Consider the following 18085-nt stretch of genomic DNA (forward strand, 5'->3'; position numbering starts at 1 on the left):
AAATTGCACCCTCCTTGCCGCCCGATCCAAGGCTGGTAAACGGCCACGGCACACAACCGTACCGCTACTCGGTTGCCGCGTAGATCAGGCTGGCAACGGGCAGCGCAAGGCCAATGGCCGAGGCCAGCATCCAGCCGCCTTGCGCGAACGCCCAGGTGCCGAGCGCGGAGCCGGCCGCACCGGCCGCGAAGAACGTCGCCATATAGAGCCCGTTGAGACGGCTGCGGTTCTCGTGCCCGAGCACGAAAATGGCCCGGAAGCCCACTATGACATTGCCCTGCACGCCGAAATCGATCGCGATCGCGGCCGCGACGAGGCAGCCGAGATTGAGCATCGATCCGGCCGCACCGACATGCGTCACCAGGAAGCCCAGGGCGACAAACAACATCGCGGCGATCGTGGCGGTGCGGCTATGGCCGCGATCGGCGAGCCGCCCTGCGATCGGCGCCGCGAACACGCCGGAGACGCCGGCGAGCGCGAACAGGGCGATGCCGCGCTGGGTGAAGCCGAATTGGCTCGCGAGTTGGAGCGGCACCACCGTCCAGAACAGGGTGAAGGCGCCGAACAGGCCGGCCTGGTAGAGCGCACGGCGCCGCAACAGCGGCGTGGCACGCACCAGATGCGGCATCGACAGCAGCAGCGCGCCATAATGCATCCGTGCCACCGGCTTGCGTTTCGGCAGCGTGAGACACAGCACGATCGCGAGTGCGATCATCAAGGCAGCCGAACAGAAGAACACCGCATGCCACGACAGCGCCGCCGTGACGAAGCTCGACACCGGCCGCGCCAGCATGATGCCGAGCATCAATCCGGTCGAGACGTTGCCGACCACACGGCCGCGAATGGCTTCCGGCGCGAGATGGGCGGCATAGGGAATGATGATCTGCACCGCCACCGAGCCAAGGCCGATGAACAGCGCGGCGATCAGGAACGGCACCGCATGGGTCGCAAACGCAGCCGCGAGCAGCGACGCCGCGCCGAGGGTGATCACGGTGCAGATCAGCATGCGGTTCTCGACGAGATCGCCGAGCGGCACGATGAAGAGCAAGCCCGTGCCGTAACCGATCTGCGTCATGGTCACGATCAGGCCGGCGGCGGCATGCGAGAGGCCAAGCGCGGCGCTGATCGGGGCGATCAGCGGCTGGGCATAGTAGATGTTCGCGGCGACCATGCCACAGGCCGCGGCAAGCACGAAGGTCAGGCGTTGCGACACGGCATCCGGCTCGGGTGCGGCGTCGATCGTGGCATTCATCGTCATTCCAAACTCTCCGACACGTCAAAGTCTCCACATCACATATGGGAAACGATCATTTCCTAATTTGGCGAATATTCAGGCGAGCAGCTTCATCGCGATTCCGGCCAGCCGCTCGCCGTCGAGCGGCAGCCGCGCCTTGCCGACGACGCGCAGGCCCTGCGTCATGCAGATCATCAGCCGCGCGGTGTCGTCGGCCTCGACATGGTCGGGAATCGAGCCGTCGGCCTGCCCCTCGCGAATGAGGCCGGCGATGAAATTCTCGTTGCTCTTGAGCTGCGCGGTGACGCGCGCCCGCATCGCCGGATCGACCGCCGACAGCTCGACCGCACTGCCGACCACGATGCAGCCGCGGCGCCCCTCGCTGCCCTGGGAGTGCTCGACATAGGACAACAGCACGTTGCGCAATTTTTCGCGGCCGTTCGCACCCCGCGCCGCCGCGCTGCCGGTCTGCTCACGGCGCACCGAAACATAGCGCTCGAAGGCAGCGACGAACACGGCATGCTTGTCGCGAAACGCCTTGTAGACGCTCCCCGTAGCAAGCCGCATCGCCGCGGTCAGTTCTCCGATCGAGGTGGCATGATAGCCGCGCTCGCAAAACACCCGGATCGCGCCGTCGAGAGCCGTATCCATGTCGAACTCCCGGGGACGGCCCGGTGGCTGGGGAAAGTGTCTAGGCTGACGGGCGGCTTTTTGCATCGCGGAGTGATAGGGAATGATTGTTTCCTAATCAAGACACCTGGTTGCGATTGAAGGATTGGGAAAACGGGCAGGCGTGGCGATATTGACGTGGTCAGTCCCGTCATCCTGAGGCGCGAGGCTTGCGATGCGCACGTATCGCAAGCCGAGCCTCGAAGGATGAGCGGCCGAGATGCAGACGGGCCATCGCCCTTCGAGACGCGCCGAGGAGGCGAGCACCTCAGGGTGACGGTGATCGAGCGGCATAGCGGAGAATGCCGGCGGGCGCCCAAGCACTCCGGGAACTTTAGTTGCCAATCTGCAACGGTTCCCGACAATCTAAGACCGGACAAAATGAACACCCAATGCAGCCACGAACCCTGCTCACAAGGCCGTGAGACAAGTCAGGGGAACGACGATGCGTGCACAACGCGTTTGGAACGTTAATGGAGCCGCCAGCATCGGGCAGCTTCAGTCCAGATTGGATGATTTGAACAAGCGCCTGAATCAGCTTGAAAGCCAACATCCAGAGAGCTGGAAGCTCGAGGAGCTGAAATCGAGCGCGCTCAGCCTGTCGCGGGAGATCGACGATATCCGCTGCGCCGAGGCGACCGCAGCCTTGCGGGAATTGCTTCGGAAGTAGCCGCGCCTCGACGATCAGGCGCCGCGCGGGAACCAACGCACAGCCCCGCCATTGCCATGCAGAGCATGGAGCAGAATCATGACCAGGCACCTGACGCGAGCCCATCTCGCGCGCGGCGTGGCCGGCGCGGTTTCCACGCTGGTCCTGTGCGCGACGGCGGCATTCACCATCGCGCGCCACTTCGCGCTGTGAGGACATACGAATGACATCCGATCCCGAGGAGTCGGTGAGGCTGCAAGGCTTTGGCGAGATGACGTTGCGCACGGCGATCGCGACGGTGATGCTGCTTGCACCACGCGAGCGCGCAGAGGCTGCGATCTTCCGCGTTCGTGACGGCGTGCGTCTGGCCTCAAGCGAGATCACCGAACTCGCGTCAGAGTGGGGCATCACGCCCGCGACTGAAATCAGGTCGCCAAGACTCGCCCCAGATCAGCACTGGCCCGAGATCGTTCGCGGCATGGTACGAGAGGCCCCGCTGCCATCGCTGCTGGTGGCGTTTTTGCTGGGCGTGCTAGTGACGCGCAGATAGTGCGCGAACTCGCCAGGCTGCGCTCACGTAAATTGCATTGTGGTGTGCCGCGAAACCTGACGAAACCCTTGTTGCTCGCGAAATCGCGACCGTTCCGCTCGGAACGCTTGGCGGCAGCGGGGATTGGTCCCCTGTCAACCAAGACATGGAGACAACCATGACACGTATGAAACTGCTGAGTGCCGCCGCATTGGTGGCCACCATTTTGCCAGTCGCGAGTGCAACTCCTAGCCTCGCCGCGGGACGCGGTCCGGGGTGGTGCACCCCACCGGCCGGACAGGCTGTCGGCGCCGCCGGCCCGGCCATGAGCGGCGGCCAGTTGATGGCTGGAGTTGGCCAGTGCCGTAGTATCGGCGGTTGGCATCACGCAAACTACGGCTATTGGGGGCCCGGTTACGGATATAACGAGCCTGGCTGGGGCGCACCGGCTTACGCTCCGTACGAGTACTGATAGCCTGATATCGCAAGATCACAGCGGCGCGGTCCATCTGGGCCGCGCCGTTTGCGTTGGATTGAACACCGAGTTCGCAGCCAACCTAGACAGGCGGATGTCGGAGCAGCGCCGTTCCCGAACGCACCGATGATCTAACCAGCGACCAATCTTTGGCTCCGCACCCGATTCGGCCGCGAGGATCGAAATATTTCGATCAGCGTTGCCTTACCAGCGGCGCGGTTGCGGCGATGTTCCCACCGCGCGCGAGCTTTTTGTCTTTACGGGCCTCAGTATGTCGCTTGTGAACCTGCTCGTCTCGGTACTCGTCGCGCTCGGTCCGGTTGCAGTGCACGATGATGGCCGATACGCGAATTCCCCATTGAAATCATGGTTCGAAAGCCTGCACAGCAAGGACGGCATTCAATGTTGCGCGGATGCCGATGGCATGGCGCTCGCGGACGTCGATTGGGACACCAAGGACGGGCACTACCGCGTGCGCATTGACGGACAGTGGGTGATCGTTCCGAGTGATCGAGTGGTCACCGACGCCAATCGCACCGGCCGGACGATTGTGTGGCCACAGTACCTCAACGGCAATCCAGTTGTCCGCTGCTTCATGCCTGGAAGCATGACCTAAAGGGAATAGGTTGCGCATCCCGCAATGCAACCGCGCGCATCTCGCGGTCGCGAACGGCTGATGGTTTCAAAGAAGCCGGCACCCGCCACAACTTTGCTTGTCAAACCAGTATCTCCCGAGTCACAGTTCGATTGCACCGCGCAGCATCTCGGCCGGTTAAAAGCAAAGAATATTTTGGGGCGGAACGGATGAATAGATTTTCGATCGGATACGCCGCGCTACTTGGGTTGGCCTGCGCATCGCCAACGCTCTCCTACGCACAGCAGGAGGTGAAGCAAGACTCGATTGGCCCAGTAGGTCAGGCGAACGTCACACCCGTCACCCAGGCTCTGCTCAATGGAGCGGACAAGAGCGCAACCAACTTCCTTCTGACCAACGGCAATTACGCCCAGACGCGGTTTCATCCTGCGAAGCAGATCAACCGCAACAACGTGAAGAATCTTCACGTTGCCTGGATCTTCCAAACGGACGTGAAGGAATCGCTCGAGACCTCGCCCATCGTGGTGGATGGCGTCATGTTCGTGACGACATCCTACAGCCACGTCTACGCGCTCGATGCCAAAACCGGGCGCGAGCTCTGGCACTACAATCACAAGATGGGACCCATCACGACCTATTGCTGCGGTCCCAACAATCGCGGTGTCCAGGTTCTCAATGACACGGTCTACTTGGCCACGCTGGATTCGAAGCTCGTGGCCCTGAACGCCAAGACCGGCGACGTCGTCTGGAAGACCGACATTGCCGATCCCGAGCTCGGCTACAGCGAGACGATGGCTCCGACCGTCGTGAAGGACAAGGTTCTGATCGGCACCAATGGCGGTGAATACGGCATTCGCGGCTTCGTCCGGGCCTACGATGCCAAGACCGGCAAGCAGCTGTGGAATTTCGACACTGTTCCGGAGAAGTCGGTTGGCGTCTGGGCAACCAAGGACGCCACCGGCCGCGATATGCATCGCGACATCGCGGCCGAGAAGGATGCCCTCGCCAAGAACGGCGATCCCTACGCAAAGCTTGGCGGCGGCGTCTGGCAAAATCCCGCCGTCGATCTCGAGACCAACCGGATCTACTTCGTTGTCGGCAACCCCTCGCCCGACCTCGACGGCGCTAGCCGGCCCGGCGACAACCTCTACACGGACTCGCTGGTGTCGCTCGATCTCGATACCGGGAAGTATGCGTGTCACTTCCAGTACATCGCACATGACGTGTGGGATCTCGACGCAGTCAGCCCGCCGGTGCTCGTGAACGTGACGGACAAGAACGGCAAGACCATTCCCGGCGTGATCCATGCCGGCAAGACCGGGCACATCTACGTGCACGATCGTAAGGATTGTAGCCTGATCCGCTTCTCCGAAGCGATGGTGCCGCAGGAGAACATGTGGGTGCTGCCGACCAAGGAGGGCGCACGCATGCTGCCGGGCGCGAATGGCGGTGTCGAGTGGTCGCCGATCGCGACCGACCCGGGCCAGGGGCTCGCCTACGCGATCAACCTGCATCAGCCTATGCACTACCGCGTTGAAAGCTCGCCATATCCGAACGGAAAGCTGTGGCTGGGCGGCGCATTCACGGCCATCCCGGAAGAGAAGCAGTCCGGCAACATCACGGCAGTGAACTACAACACGGGCAAGATCAAATGGCAGGTGAAGACACCGGAGCCGATGATCGGGGGCATTCTCGCCACGGCTGGCGGCCTCGTGTTCAGCGGCGAAGGCAACGGCAAGTTCGCGGCCTATGATTCGTCTACCGGCAAGGAATTGTGGAGCTTTCGCGCCGGTGCCGGGGTCAATGCGCCGCCGTCCAGCTACATGGTGGGCGGCAGTCAGTACATCGTGGTCGGCGCCGGGGGCAACACCCAGGTCAACTTCAAACGCGGCAACAACATCATCGCCTTCTCGCTCGACTGATTGCGCGGGCGCGATATCGTCATGAATCTCGGGAAGCGGGGCCGCTCGGGGCCCCGCTTGCACGTTGAGCCTCGATGGATCAGTGAATGAAGTGCTTGCTGAACTGGACGATCTCGGGCGCGATCATTCTGGGACTTGGCATTTGCGTTGCACCGACGATCGCGGTCGCTCAAGTCAGGAACGGGGCCAGCGCGCAGCCTGCCCTCTCTCCGGCGATTGCCGACAAGATCGAAGTCTGCGCCGGCTGCCATGGCGCCGATGGCAAGCCCGTCGACAAAACCATTCCCATCATCTGGGGACAGCTTCAAGGCTACATCTACATCCAGCTCCGCGATTTCAAGCGGGGCGACCGCAAGAACGAGACGATGCAGCCGATCGCGTCCTCGCTCGAAAAGGATGAGATGATGGCGATTGCCGAATTCTTTTCGCAGAAGCCGTGGCCCGATCTTGGCCAGCCGAGGGCCCCGAAGAACGTCGCGCAGAAAGCGATCGAAGCCGAGCATTCGGTTGGCTGCACCGGCTGCCATCTGGAAGCGTTTCAGGGCACCGGCATCACACCGCGGCTCGCCGGGCAGACCCGCGAGTATCTGGTCAAGACAATCACGGACTTCCGCACCCGGGAGCGGGGCAACAATCCTGGAATGTCCGACCTGATGATCGCCACGCCAGAGGATGGGCTCGCATCACTCGCCGAGTATCTCGCCGGCCTATGACGCGTACGCAGGTCTCAATGTGTCGGCGTCAGGCGTTCGCGCAGCGACGTCAATGTCGTGAGGTCGGCGGCACGTTTGCCGCTATTGTCCCGCAGCGACGGATCCGCGCCTCGCGCGAGCAACAGAGCGGCGATCGCTCCGCGGCCTCCCTCCGCTGCGATCATCAGGGCCGTGCGGCCACGCGCGTCCCGGTCGTCGATATGGGCGCCGGCATCCAGCAAATACGTCGCGACCTTGGCCATGTCGGCATCCCCGACCTTCTCGTCCGCACCGGCGGCCCACATCAGAACGGTGAGCTCATTGGCGTAGCAGGCATTGACGTCGATGTTGCGGGATAGCAACCGCTTCACAACATCAAGATGACCGGCGGCGGCAGCATAGACTATCGGTGGTTTGCCGGTGTCATCCGGCAGGCGCTCGTCGGCGCCCTGCCCGATCAGCGCCTCGACGATCGCGTCGTTGCCGGCATAGGCGGCCGCCGCGACCGGAGATATCCCGCTGCGGCCTGTAAGCTTGACGCTGGCGCCATGCTCGATGAGACGAGAGACAACCGCGGCGTGACCGCGCTCGGCCGCAAAATACAGAGCCGTCGCGCCGGAGAGATTGCGTGCATCGATCGGAGCACCGCGCGAAAGCAACAGATCGACCATCTCGATGTGACCGAACCGCGCAGCATGACTTAAGGGCCTTGCCCCGAGCCGGTCACGCGCGTCGACAGAAGCGCCCGAATCCAGCAGCGCCGTCGCTACGCCGGTGCAATTCGCGTCCGCAGCCGAAAACAACAACAGCGACACCTCAGTCGCGGAAATCTGCCGATTGATAGCTTGAAGTTGACGGCCCAACTCCGCGCAGCGCTCGGGTTCTCCGGAGAACGCTGGTGACGAGACGCACAACACGAGGGCTACGGCCCAGCAGAATACTCCGAGACAACGGTACATTGCCTGACCCCCGCGGCTTTTCTCAAGAGTGACATGCGCGGCGCCTGATGCCAAGCTGTGAACCGCCGCGCACGAGAGGCTGACTTGTTCGGCCTGCCCCGCATTAGAACGCGTAGGTGTTTCTCCGGCTCATGCGGCGCAGCAAATTGCCCGGCCTGTTCGATCGCGTCGTCGCAGTCCGCACCATCATCATCTAGGGCGATCGGACGCCCTCGTCCTGATTGACAAGCTTGCGCGACGTAGTCTCTAATTGACGGAGGCTCACGCGCATGTTGCGGCGCGAAGCAGTGGCACGCGCCTGAAAAGAGGCGAAAGCCGTTCGACAAGGAAGAAGGGCGCTGTGTCAAGCGATAGCCCTCGGCCCAACTACGAAGAGGCGCCGCAACGCGCACGGTCCGCAGTGCTTCGTGTTGATCACATTTTCAAGCGATTTGGCGGAACTCAGGCCCTCAACGATGTCAGCATGGCCGTCGGACGTGGCGAAGTCGTCGCCCTGCTCGGCGAGAACGGCGCCGGCAAATCGACGCTGATCAAGATCCTTGCGGGCGTCCATGCGGTGGACGCCGGGACCATCTTCTACGAAGAGAACGACGTGACGTCGGCGATCCGGCGCATGCCGATCTCTTTCATCCATCAAGATCTCGGATTGATCGACTGGATGACTGTGGCAGAAAACATCTGCTTGACGCTTGGCTATCCGCGCCGCTTCGGCCTGATCGAGTGGTCTCGCGCGCGAAAGCGCGCCGAACTGGCGCTCGCAAAGCTCGGCGTCGACATTGATCCGGATCTGCGTATTCGAAACCTGACCCGGACGGAGAAATCTTTGGTGGCCATCGCACGCGCGCTCGCCACGGACGCCGAGATACTCGTACTCGACGAGCCGACCGCGAGCCTTCCGGCCGACGAGGTCATGCGCCTGTTTGGCGCGCTCCGTCGCCTGCGCGAGCATAACGTCGGCATGATCTACGTTTCGCACCGGCTCGACGAAGTGTTCGAAATCGCCGACCGGATGGTGGTGTTGCGCGACGGCCGCGTCGCCGGCGAGCGCGTGGTCGCCCACACCTCGCCGGACGAGACGATCCTCCTCATCGTGGGGCGGGAGCCTTCGCAGGTGTTTCGGCGTCCCGGCGAGCGCGAAGGCGCGGCCCAGCTCGAACTCGAGGCTGCCATGATCGGTCCCGTCGGCCCGATCGATTGTCGCATTCACGCGGGTGAAATCGTCGGGCTCGTCGGGCTGCGCGGCGCGGGGCAGGAACAGGTTAGCCGCGCGTTGTTCGGCGTCGAAGCCATCACAAGCGGCCGGATACGGATCGACGGCGTTGCGATCGAACTCGATTCTCCACGCCGCGCCATGGATCGCGGAGTGAACCTCGTCTGCGCCGACCGCGTCGGGGAATCGATCCTCGCCGGACTGTCGGTACGCGAGAACTTTTTCCTCAATCCGCAAGCGGCAGGGCGCAGCTCGTTGGCCTGGCTTTCTCCCGCGAAGGAACGAGCCGCGTCGAAGCGGCTTGGCGATACCGTGGGTCTTCGCCCCAACGATCCAGACCTTGCGATCGAGCTGCTCTCCGGGGAAACCAGCAAAAAGGTGGCAGTCGGACGCTGGCTGAACCTGAAATCGAAGATTTACGTGTTCGAGGACCCGACGGCGGGCGTGGACGTCGGCTCGAAGGCGGAGATCTACAAGCTATTCGACGTCGCGCTCAAGGAAGGCGCGGCCATCCTGATCGTGTCGACCGATTTCGAGGAAGTGTCGAAGGTCTGCCATCGCGCGCTGGTGTTCAGCCATGGTCAAGTTGTGCGCGAACTTCACTCGGAGGATCTTTCCATCAGCAATTTGCTCTCCGCCGCATCCGCCAGCGTTGCGAGGGATGGTGTCACTGCGGCAGGTGCAATTCACTGAGCGAGAGCAAGAATGCAGTCGATCAAGTCCAATGCGCTGGAGCCGACGCGATCAGAACTCGCCTCGCTATCCACCAGGCAGACGATCCTGCGGATGCTGCCGGTCTACGGCTTGCCGCTGCTGACCCTGCTACTCATCGTGTTCTTTTCGATCGTTCTGCCGGATACGTTTCCGACCTGGCTGAACGCCCGCTCCATCCTCGCCGACAAGTCGATCGTCGCGCTGCTCGCACTCGCCGCAACGCTGCCGATGATGGCGGGTCGTATCGATCTCACGGTGGGCTTCGGGATCGTGATGTGGCACATCCTGGCCATAAGCTTTCAGGTGAAATACGGCATCTCCTGGCCGATCGCGATTCTGCTCGTGGTGGCCTGCGCGGGTTTCGTCGGTCTCGTGAACGGCCTGCTGGTCGAAGTGGCGCAGGTTGACGCCTTCGTGACGACCCTCGGCACCGGCACGATCCTCTATGCTCTCGCGCTGTGGCACACCGATGGCCGCCAGATCATTGGCACGCTGCCCCCGGATTTCCTCGCCATCAACGCAGCTTCGCTGCTCGGAATACCCATTCCTGCATTTTACGTACTTGGGGTGGCGTTGCTGTTATGGATCGTCAGCGAGCGCTTGCCGATCGGCCGGTTCATCTACGCAATCGGCGCCAACGAGAAGGCGGCTGCGCTGAACGGCATCCCGGTGCGCGCCTATGTGATCGGCGTGTTCGTCGCCTCCGGCGTCATCACGGGCCTTGCGGGTTGCGTGCTCGGCGCCAAGCTCAGGATCGGCCAGGCCAATGTCGGCCTCGATTTCCTGCTGCCGGCGCTGGTCGGTGCCTTTCTCGGCTCCACCACGATCAAGCCCGGCCGGGTGAACGTCTGGGGCAGCCTGTTCGGCATCCTCATCCTTGCGGTCGGTATTTCAGGCATCCAGCTCCTGGGTGGCGCCTTCTTCGTCGAGCCGCTCTTCAACGGCACAACGCTGGTCGTCGCGATCGCGCTCGCCGCCTTCGCGCAGCGCCGCCGCGCCGTCGTCAAGCCACCGCCGCGCGATCCACAGCTCGCGCCGTCGCCATCCGAATCCACCAACGCAGCCGGGGTCACCTGAGACCTTTGCTTAAACGCCGGCAAAGCCGGCCGGGCGACCTTCAAGAAGGCGCCCGTCAATCCTGGGAGAGAAGCAATGCTAACGATCAAAGTGATCAACGGGGCGCTTCTGGGTTCAGCAGGCGTTCTGTTCGTGGGGATGACCTTGGCGTGGGCCGATGACGATGCCGCCTATATCGAGAAGGCGAAGGCCTTTCTTGAGAAGGTTGCGGCGCCCGTGACCAAATGGGACGGACCGACAACGGGTCCGAAGGCGCAGGGCAAGAGGCTGATTGCGATTGTCTCTACCGATCAGCGTAACGGCGGCGCCCAGGGCGCGGGCGACGGTGCTGCGGAAGCCGCCAAGGCGTTGGGCTGGGACGTGCGCCAGCTTGACGGCCAGGGCACCGTGTCCGGGCATGCAACCGCTTTGACGCAGGCGATCGCAATGAAGCCAAACGGCATCCTGAATGTCGGCATCGACAGCAAGGAGCAGCAGCCTTTGCTGGAACAGGCGGCCGCCGCCGGCATCAAGATCGTCGGCTGGCACGCAGGTCCGACCGCGGGACCGGTCGAAGGTATCTCCGCCGTGTTCACCAACGTGACCACCGATCCGATCGAAGTCTCGACCGCCGCCGGATATGAGGCCGTGGTCAAATCGAACGGCCATGCCGGCGTGGTGCTGTTCACGGATTCGATTTATGCCATCGCGACCGCGAAGACCAACGCCGAGCGCGCGGCTGTCGAAGGCTGCAAGGGTTGTAAGGTGCTCGAAGTCGCCGACACGCCGATCGCCGATCTTTCGAACCGGATGGGTCAGCTCACGACTTCGCTGCTTTCCAAATATGGCAAGCGGTGGACCTATTCGATCGCCGTCAACGACCTCTACTACGACTTCTCGGCTCCCTCGCTGCAGGCGGCAGGGGTGGATCCGGCCAGCGGCTCCCCGCAGCAGATCTCGGCCGGCGACGGATCGGTTCCTGCGTTCAAGCGCATCCGCGACAGGCAGTATCAGACCGCGACCGTGGCGGAGCCGCTCAACCTGCAGGGCTGGATCATGATCGACGAGATGAACCGCGCCTTCGCCGGCGAGAAGCCGAGCGGCTTCGTGCCCCACGTCCACCTGTTCACCGCCGACAACATCGACAAGGATGGCGGCAAGGACAACAAGTTCGATCCCGGGAATAACTATCGGGACGAGTACAAGAAGATCTGGGGCGTGAAGTAAGCGCACACCAGACGAAGCGACCGCCGGGTAACTTGCGGCCGCCCGGGCTCAGGCCGGCCGGCCGCCGCTTCCGGTGAAACTTTCAGTTCAGAGGCAACCCGATGAGCAATGATCTTCCCAAACCCGACCACGCCACCTCGAACCTCAAGCTGGTCGGCTACAGCGACCAAGGCGGACGATGCGACGGGGTCCAGATCATGGTCCACAAGGGCTTCGCCTATGTCGGCCATATCTTCTCCAAGGGTTTTACAGTCATAGACGTGCGCGATCCCAAGAATCAAAGACCGTCAAATATGTCTCAGCGCCGCACAACACGTGGACGCTCCATTTGCAGGCGGCGGACGACAAGCTTCTTGTCATTCATAACAAGGACATGTTCGCGCAGGCTGAACTCGCCGACGAGAAGAACTACTACAAAGGTTCAGTCAGTGACCACGCGAGCGGAAAGCCAGAGAAGCGCGACTGGTCTGCGGGCATGGCGGTCTATGATATTTCGACGCCGGGCGCACCCCGGCAGATTGGCTTCATGCCGGTTGAAGGCACTGGATTGCATCGCCTCTATTGGACCGGAGGGCGCTGGGCCTATGGATCGGCCTTACTGGACGGCTTTTCCGACTACATCATGGTCGTGATCGACCTCGCCGATCCAGCCAAGCCGCAGCTCGTGGGGAAGTACTGGCTGCCCGGCATGAACATTGCGGCCGGCGAAGCCCCGAACTGGCCGACGCAGAACGGCCGTTTTGGCCTGCACCATCCGATCGTCCGGGATGACGTGGCCTATTGTAGTTGGCGCGATGCTTGCCTCGCCGTCGTCGATGTAAAGGACAAGTCGAGTCCAAAACTCATCACCCACAAAATGTGGGCCCCGCCGTTCGGCGGCGGCACGCACAATGCCCTCCCGCTGCCGGATCGCAATCTGCTGGTTGTTGTCGATGAGACGGTGCTCGACAATCAGGAGGACGGGTTCAAGCCGATTTGGATCTTCGACAACCAGATCAAGTCCAACCCGATCAGCATCTCGACTTTCCCGGCACCGTCGGACAAGGACTATCTCAAGGTAGGAGGCCATTTCGGGCCGCACAACGTCCACGAAAATCGGCCGGAGTCGTTCTATAGCGAGGACGTCATCTTCGCGACCTATCAAAACGCGGGGCTGCGCATATACGACATCAGGAATCAGTTTCGTCCGACGGAGATCGGCGCCTTCGTGCCGCCGCCGCCGGCAAAATGGATGGACCCCCGCCCCAACCGTCCGATCGTACTCCACTCCGCCGACGTGTTCGTTGACAAGAACGCCCTGTGCTACGTCACAGACTTCAGCGCGGGCCTCTATATCGTGCAATACAAGGGGTGAAGCCCCGAATGCGCCGCGGCTATTTCGTGGGGCGTTCCCGCTTGCCTGACGATGACCATTTTGAGGAAGATCTCGCCCGCCCCGTCGAAGCTTGGGCTGAAGCACAACCGGCCCCACCTCCTCTCCAATATACGGCGCCCGACGAGGGCCTCCTCGTCGGATCGAATATCGCGGACTCCAGATTGAAGCCTTCGCGCTTACAGCCCTCCGGGGCGCGTAGGTCCTGGCCCACCCTGATCCGGGCTGCTTCGGCAGGAAAAACTCCTCAGCCCATGTTCATGCCATGTTTTGAGCTGATGTTCGAAATGCGGTGCAGGGAGCGAGCTACCGAAACAAAACGCGTCGGAGGAAACCGTCATGACAGCGAAGCTGGCAAGTGCCGTTTGTGTTCTCTCGCTCGTATTCTTTGGCTCGGCAGCCACGGTGCATAACGCATCGGCACAGGTCCAGTCCGTCCCTGCGCCACCGCTCCCCGGTCCGCCATCGCCGGAGCAAGTGCAGCCGTGGGGCGTGCCGCCCCCGCCGCCCGGCATCGGACCCGTCACGTTGTTCGCGGATATCCATGATCAGCCGCAGGGAAAGTTTCTTGAAGGCGGCGCCTTCGACAAGGCAGGCAATTTCTGGTTTGTTGCGATTGGCAGTGGTTGGGTGTCCTACCTCACTCCCGACGCCAAGCTGATCCCCGTGTTCAACTGCAACCCGAAAGGAGACCTCGGTCCCGCATGCGAGCCGCAGGGCACGCGTTGGCATGACGGCAAGCTTTACGTCACGACGCGCCACCTTGGCGTCCTGGTCTATGAACCGGAGACGAAGAAACTAAGCTCGCTCGTTTCGACTTTCCATAACGAACTCTTCAAGGGCCCAAATGATCTCGACTTCGACGCCGAAGGCAACCTGTATTTCACCGATCCATGGGGAACAGGACCCGGCCCCGATGCTGCGGATCGGACCGGTGCAGTCTATCAATATTCGAAGGACGGGATTCTCCGACGCATCATCACCACCGGTAGTTTTCCCAACGGCATAGCCGTTTCACCTGACGACGGCACGCTGGCTATTGCCGATTATGCAAGCAACCGGATGCTGTATTATTCGTTCCTTCGAGGGCCGAATCCCGCCTGCGCCGACTGCGCGAACGATCCGTCGCACACGACGTTCTTCTTTGCCACGGCGGGAAGCTACAATCCCGGCAATGGTGGCCCTGACGGCATCCACTATGACGTACATGGGAATCTCTGGGCTGCGTGTGGCATCGGCGGAGTCATCGAGTATGATCCGCGGGGCTTCATCATCGGTTATGTGCCCCTGCCTAATGGTGATTCGTCGGCCACGAACTTTGCCTTCGGAGGTGAGGACAACCAGTACATCTATATGGAGGGGGCCGTCAGCGGAACCATCTACAAGTTCAAGGCGCCCTATCCCGGACTGATCGGGCCGGACGGCGGCGTGCGGTTAGCGGCTCAACCCTGACCTCGTCGTGAGGCCTACGGCATTGTCCGCTACATCAGCGCGCATACACCACATGAGGGAATACCCGGCTCCGGCCGCATGATCTCCGAAGTTGCAACGCGCGCGCAGGCGCAGACCGACCGTTTCGCCGGCACCGGCGCCTGCAGCGAGGGCGCGGCTTAACCGCCAAATCTCTTGACCAGCTTTGAGCCCTTGGCCGTGCCGATCTGCTGGCCGGTCAAATCGCTGCCCGCGCTCAATCCAGGCACCATGAGGTTCTTGACACGCTGCGCCGCCTGCTTCTCGTTGGAATAGTCGATCTCGATGTGATCGAGCTCCATCAGATGCCCAAGCTCGTGTGCCCAGGCGCGTCCATTGGCGTGGTCATTGCCATACCACTGCACGAAGCTCGCCGGCTCAGGAACGCCGTTCGGGAACGAGCCCCCGCCAGCGTTCAGATTTGGAATAGAATTGACGAGGTAGATGTGGACGGCATTGCCGGGGTCATGCCTGGACGCCAGAACACCCAGCACGACCTCATCGCTGCTGCGCCGGCTCTTAGCCATGTCGAGCGACCTTTCGATGACGCAATCGCTGATCACGAACGCGATCTTGGCCTTCGCCCAGATCGTATTGACGACATCAAGCGCCTTCTTCGCCGTGTCGCAACCCCATTGCGCAGGCTCGAGAACGCCTCTATCGGCAAACGGCGTGATGTAAAGTTTCAGCGGAACGGACATGCGCGAGGCTGCCAAGCAAATTTGAGTTCATAGTCGCGGCGAAGTTCGGCACGTGGCGAGAGCACCGGCATAGCGGGCAGCGGCGGCGGGCCGGTTGGCGCGCTGCGGCGACCGCTTCCTTGGGTGGTCCTGGCACGAGCGGCACATTGTCACCGCGATGCGTACCGTACACATACGGCTCCTGCCTGTTGCCGGTGGCTTTCATCACGTCTTTGCGAACGAAGCCGAAGACCCTGCCCAGATCCATGCCCGGAGTATGCTGCAACTCCTTTTCCGATCCGTGCACGATCTCGGTGATCGGCCAATCAAGCCGGCGAAGAGCTCTCGACCAAATCGATCGATCCGCAGCTCCAACACCGGATTTCACATCCGCTTGATGCGCCGCCAGCGGAACTTTGATCCCGGCCAAGCCTAGCCCGATTTGTGCGCTTCAACGGCGCCACGGAAGAAGATCGAAAAGCAAGACATATCAACACATTACATTAGAATTTAAACCCCGATCAGCGGCAATCATGCCGAACGCGCCCGACCCGACAATTGTCCCAGGCCTTTGAACGCGTTCACTGAAAAACGCGACCCATAGGAATGGATCGGGCTCGAGACTGCTCCTGTACGGAGACAAGCGGCCGCCGCGAGCTTATTTTAGGAGCATTCTGCGCGGCCCATCTTCGTTAAAGCTCCCCTCTCTCTCGGCTGATGCTGGAAGTTGCGCCATGAGCTTTTATACGCAAATCAGGTTATTCGCCCTTCTCCTCGGGCGCCTTGCTGGTCCTGACTGCTGAGCCGGCTTCCGCGACGAAGCGCGTGGCCTTGGTGGTCGGCAATTCCACCTACCAAAACGCTCCCCTGCTTCCGAACCCGGTCAACGACGCCGCCGCCATCGCAGCGACCTTGAAAGCCGCAGGGTTTGACGTAGTCGACTCGAGGCTCAATCTCGCCGCGACGGACATGAAGCGAGCCCTGAGGGATTTCGCTGATCAAACACGCGACGCCGACATTGCTCTCGTCTACTACGCAGGCCACGGGATCGAGATCGATGGCACAAACTATCTGATCCCGACCGACGCCAGGCTTGAACGCGATACGGACATTTACGACGAGGCGTTCTCGCTCGACCGTGTGCTGCTGGCGGTCGAGCCTGCGAGGCAGCTTCGGGTCGTGATCGTCGATGCGTGCCGCAACAATCCTTTTGCCGACACCATGAAGCGAACGGTCGCCTCACGATCGATCAGTCGCGGGCTCGCCAGGGTCGAGCCCACCGTGTCCAATACGCTGATCGCCTTCGCAGCAAAGGCCGGCTTGACGGCGCTCGACGGCAACAGCAAGAACAGCCCATACGCAACGGCTCTGGTTAAATACATTGCAAAGCCGGGCCTCGACCTGCGCAGGGTCTTTGGCTTCGTCCGCGACGATGTCCTGCAAGCTACAGGAAACCGCCAGGAGCCCTACGTCTACGGCTCCTTGGGAGGCGAGGACGTTGCTCTGGTGCCGGCTGCCAAAGAGGAACCGACGCCTGCGGCGGCTAATCCCCAGACCGACGTCCGCCGTGACTACGAACTGGCGTTGCAACTCAACAACAAGGCCGCCCTGGGTGTATTCCTGAGCCAGCATCCGGACGGGTATTACGCCAGCCTGGCAAAGCTTCAGCTCAAGCAGATCGAAGCGGAGGACGCACGGATTGCGGCGGCCGAGAAAGCGCGGCAGGCCGAGCAGCAGCGTGTTAAGCTGGCTTCCGAAGGCGCCCAGCGCACCGACCAGGAAAAGGCGGCCGAAGACCTGAAGGCAGCGGAGGACGCCCGCGCTGCCGCCGAAACGACAAAGCAGGCGGCGCAGCAGCAAGTGGCTGATGCCGAGCGGAAGCGGGCCGCCTCCGAGGCATCGATCATCGCCGCACTCACCCCGAGCTCCACGACTGAAAATTCCCTCGCGGTTGGTTCGCCTCCGGCGGCTAACTCCATCCAGAACGACACGAACGCAAAAATCGCTGCGCTGAGCGAGGGTCCGCAGCAAGCCAATCCCGCCAAGGGCGATATCCCTCAAGCCGATCTTGCCAAATTGGTACAGAGCGAATTGAGCCGCGTGGGATGCTTCACGGGAGCCGTCAATGGCGAATGGAATGCGAATTCGCAGCGCTCGCTGGCGCTGTTTAATCGCCAGGCGGGGACCAAGTTCAACTCCAAGCTTGCGAGTCTCGATGCGCTTGACGCAATCAAGCTCAGGCCGTCGCGGGTCTGTCCTGTGATCTGCGGCCACGGCTACCGAGCCGAGGGCGACCAGTGCAGCAAGATCACTTGCGCCGAGGGCTCGTTCCTCAATGACGACAATGAATGCGAGAAACGGGGCGGCAAGAAGCCCGTTGCAAACCGCAGCACGGGCGAGCGCCCGACCCGCGCGGATCGGCCGGCCCGCGAAAGGCTCGCTCCGGCTGCGCAGGCTGCCGCGCCACGGCAGCAGACGACCGCCAAGGGAAGCAGTGGCCAGATCTATTGCGACCGGCTTCTGTGTCGGCAGGTCAATCGTGGCTGCCACCTCGAATATCGCGGCGGCAGCGATCGCGCCGGCGATGCTGGAAACGTCGAGGTCTGCAACTAGCGCACCGAAGAAGAGGTGT

The 18085-nt window shown here is 62.1% G+C and carries 17 protein-coding genes; 12 read left to right on the forward strand and 5 right to left on the reverse strand.

What is annotated here, in order from left to right; translation table 11 throughout:
• Positions 1–64: 64 nt before the first annotated feature.
• Positions 65–1258 carry an MFS transporter gene (locus ACTGJ9_RS34025; protein ID WP_456674605.1) on the reverse strand — a complete coding sequence of 398 codons (1194 nt, stop codon included), beginning with the start codon at positions 1256–1258 and terminating at the stop codon, positions 65–67.
• A 72-nt stretch (positions 1259–1330) separates the two neighbouring features.
• Complete coding sequence (locus tag ACTGJ9_RS34030) at positions 1331–1951, reverse strand: TetR/AcrR family transcriptional regulator (RefSeq protein WP_456674606.1); 621 nt, start codon at positions 1949–1951, stop codon at positions 1331–1333.
• 397 nt (positions 1952–2348) lie between these two features.
• Between ACTGJ9_RS34030 and ACTGJ9_RS34035 the strand changes: the two genes are divergently transcribed.
• The 6 genes from ACTGJ9_RS34035 (at position 2349) to ACTGJ9_RS34060 (ending at position 6786) form a co-directional block, all read left to right on the forward strand.
• Positions 2349–2573, forward strand: a complete 225-nt coding sequence (locus tag ACTGJ9_RS34035) for a hypothetical protein (protein WP_456674607.1) — start codon at positions 2349–2351, stop codon at positions 2571–2573.
• 202 nt (positions 2574–2775) lie between these two features.
• Positions 2776–3102: a hypothetical protein gene (locus ACTGJ9_RS34040; RefSeq protein WP_456674608.1), complete on the forward strand. Its 327-nt coding sequence runs from the start codon at positions 2776–2778 to the stop codon at positions 3100–3102.
• A 157-nt stretch (positions 3103–3259) separates the two neighbouring features.
• Complete coding sequence (locus ACTGJ9_RS34045; RefSeq protein ID WP_456674609.1) at positions 3260–3553, forward strand: hypothetical protein; 294 nt, start codon at positions 3260–3262, stop codon at positions 3551–3553.
• Between the two features lie 274 nt (positions 3554–3827).
• Positions 3828–4172, forward strand: coding sequence for a hypothetical protein (locus ACTGJ9_RS34050; RefSeq protein WP_456678716.1), 345 nt, complete (start codon positions 3828–3830; stop codon positions 4170–4172).
• A 188-nt stretch (positions 4173–4360) separates the two neighbouring features.
• Positions 4361–6073, forward strand: a complete 1713-nt coding sequence (locus tag ACTGJ9_RS34055; protein WP_456674610.1) for an outer membrane protein assembly factor BamB family protein — start codon at positions 4361–4363, stop codon at positions 6071–6073.
• An 86-nt stretch (positions 6074–6159) separates the two neighbouring features.
• Positions 6160–6786: a c-type cytochrome gene (locus ACTGJ9_RS34060; RefSeq protein WP_456674611.1), complete on the forward strand. Its 627-nt coding sequence runs from the start codon at positions 6160–6162 to the stop codon at positions 6784–6786.
• A gap of 14 nt (positions 6787–6800) precedes the next feature.
• Here ACTGJ9_RS34060 and ACTGJ9_RS34065 read toward each other — a convergent pair whose 3' ends face one another.
• On the reverse strand, positions 6801–7571 hold the full coding sequence (locus ACTGJ9_RS34065) for an ankyrin repeat domain-containing protein (RefSeq protein WP_456674612.1): 771 nt from the start codon (positions 7569–7571) through the stop codon (positions 6801–6803).
• 616 nt (positions 7572–8187) lie between these two features.
• On the opposite strand from ACTGJ9_RS34065, the gene ACTGJ9_RS34070 reads away from it, so the two are divergent.
• The 5 genes from ACTGJ9_RS34070 to ACTGJ9_RS34090 all read left to right on the forward strand — a co-directional run bounded on the left by ACTGJ9_RS34070 (position 8188) and on the right by ACTGJ9_RS34090 (position 14755).
• Complete coding sequence (locus ACTGJ9_RS34070) at positions 8188–9627, forward strand: sugar ABC transporter ATP-binding protein (protein WP_456674613.1); 1440 nt, start codon at positions 8188–8190, stop codon at positions 9625–9627.
• Between the two features lie 12 nt (positions 9628–9639).
• On the forward strand, positions 9640–10725 hold the full coding sequence (locus tag ACTGJ9_RS34075; protein ID WP_456674614.1) for an ABC transporter permease: 1086 nt from the start codon (positions 9640–9642) through the stop codon (positions 10723–10725).
• Between the two features lie 75 nt (positions 10726–10800).
• Positions 10801–11931 (forward strand): substrate-binding domain-containing protein, encoded by a 1131-nt coding sequence (locus tag ACTGJ9_RS34080; protein ID WP_456674615.1) that lies wholly within the window; start codon positions 10801–10803, stop codon positions 11929–11931.
• 328 nt (positions 11932–12259) lie between these two features.
• Positions 12260–13285, forward strand: a complete 1026-nt coding sequence (locus tag ACTGJ9_RS34085) for an LVIVD repeat-containing protein (RefSeq protein ID WP_456674616.1) — start codon at positions 12260–12262, stop codon at positions 13283–13285.
• A 357-nt stretch (positions 13286–13642) separates the two neighbouring features.
• Positions 13643–14755, forward strand: coding sequence for an SMP-30/gluconolactonase/LRE family protein (locus ACTGJ9_RS34090; protein ID WP_456674617.1), 1113 nt, complete (start codon positions 13643–13645; stop codon positions 14753–14755).
• Between the two features lie 158 nt (positions 14756–14913).
• Here ACTGJ9_RS34090 and ACTGJ9_RS34095 read toward each other — a convergent pair whose 3' ends face one another.
• Both ACTGJ9_RS34095 and ACTGJ9_RS34100 read right to left on the reverse strand, forming a co-directional pair.
• Positions 14914–15474, reverse strand: a complete 561-nt coding sequence (locus ACTGJ9_RS34095) for a hypothetical protein (protein WP_456674618.1) — start codon at positions 15472–15474, stop codon at positions 14914–14916.
• Positions 15431–15883 (reverse strand): hypothetical protein, encoded by a 453-nt coding sequence (locus tag ACTGJ9_RS34100; RefSeq protein ID WP_456674619.1) that lies wholly within the window; start codon positions 15881–15883, stop codon positions 15431–15433. The genes ACTGJ9_RS34095 and ACTGJ9_RS34100 overlap by 44 nt, the downstream gene beginning before the upstream one ends.
• Before the next feature lie 395 nt (positions 15884–16278).
• Here ACTGJ9_RS34100 and ACTGJ9_RS34105 point away from each other — a divergent pair, with 395 nt between their 5' ends.
• Entirely contained in the window at positions 16279–18066 is a 1788-nt protein-coding gene (locus ACTGJ9_RS34105; RefSeq protein WP_456674620.1) for a caspase family protein, read from the forward strand.
• Positions 18067–18085 lie beyond the last annotated feature (19 nt).

Source organism: Bradyrhizobium sp. RDM12 (assembly GCF_051917485.1).
Classification (GTDB): Bacteria; Pseudomonadota; Alphaproteobacteria; order Rhizobiales; family Xanthobacteraceae; genus Bradyrhizobium.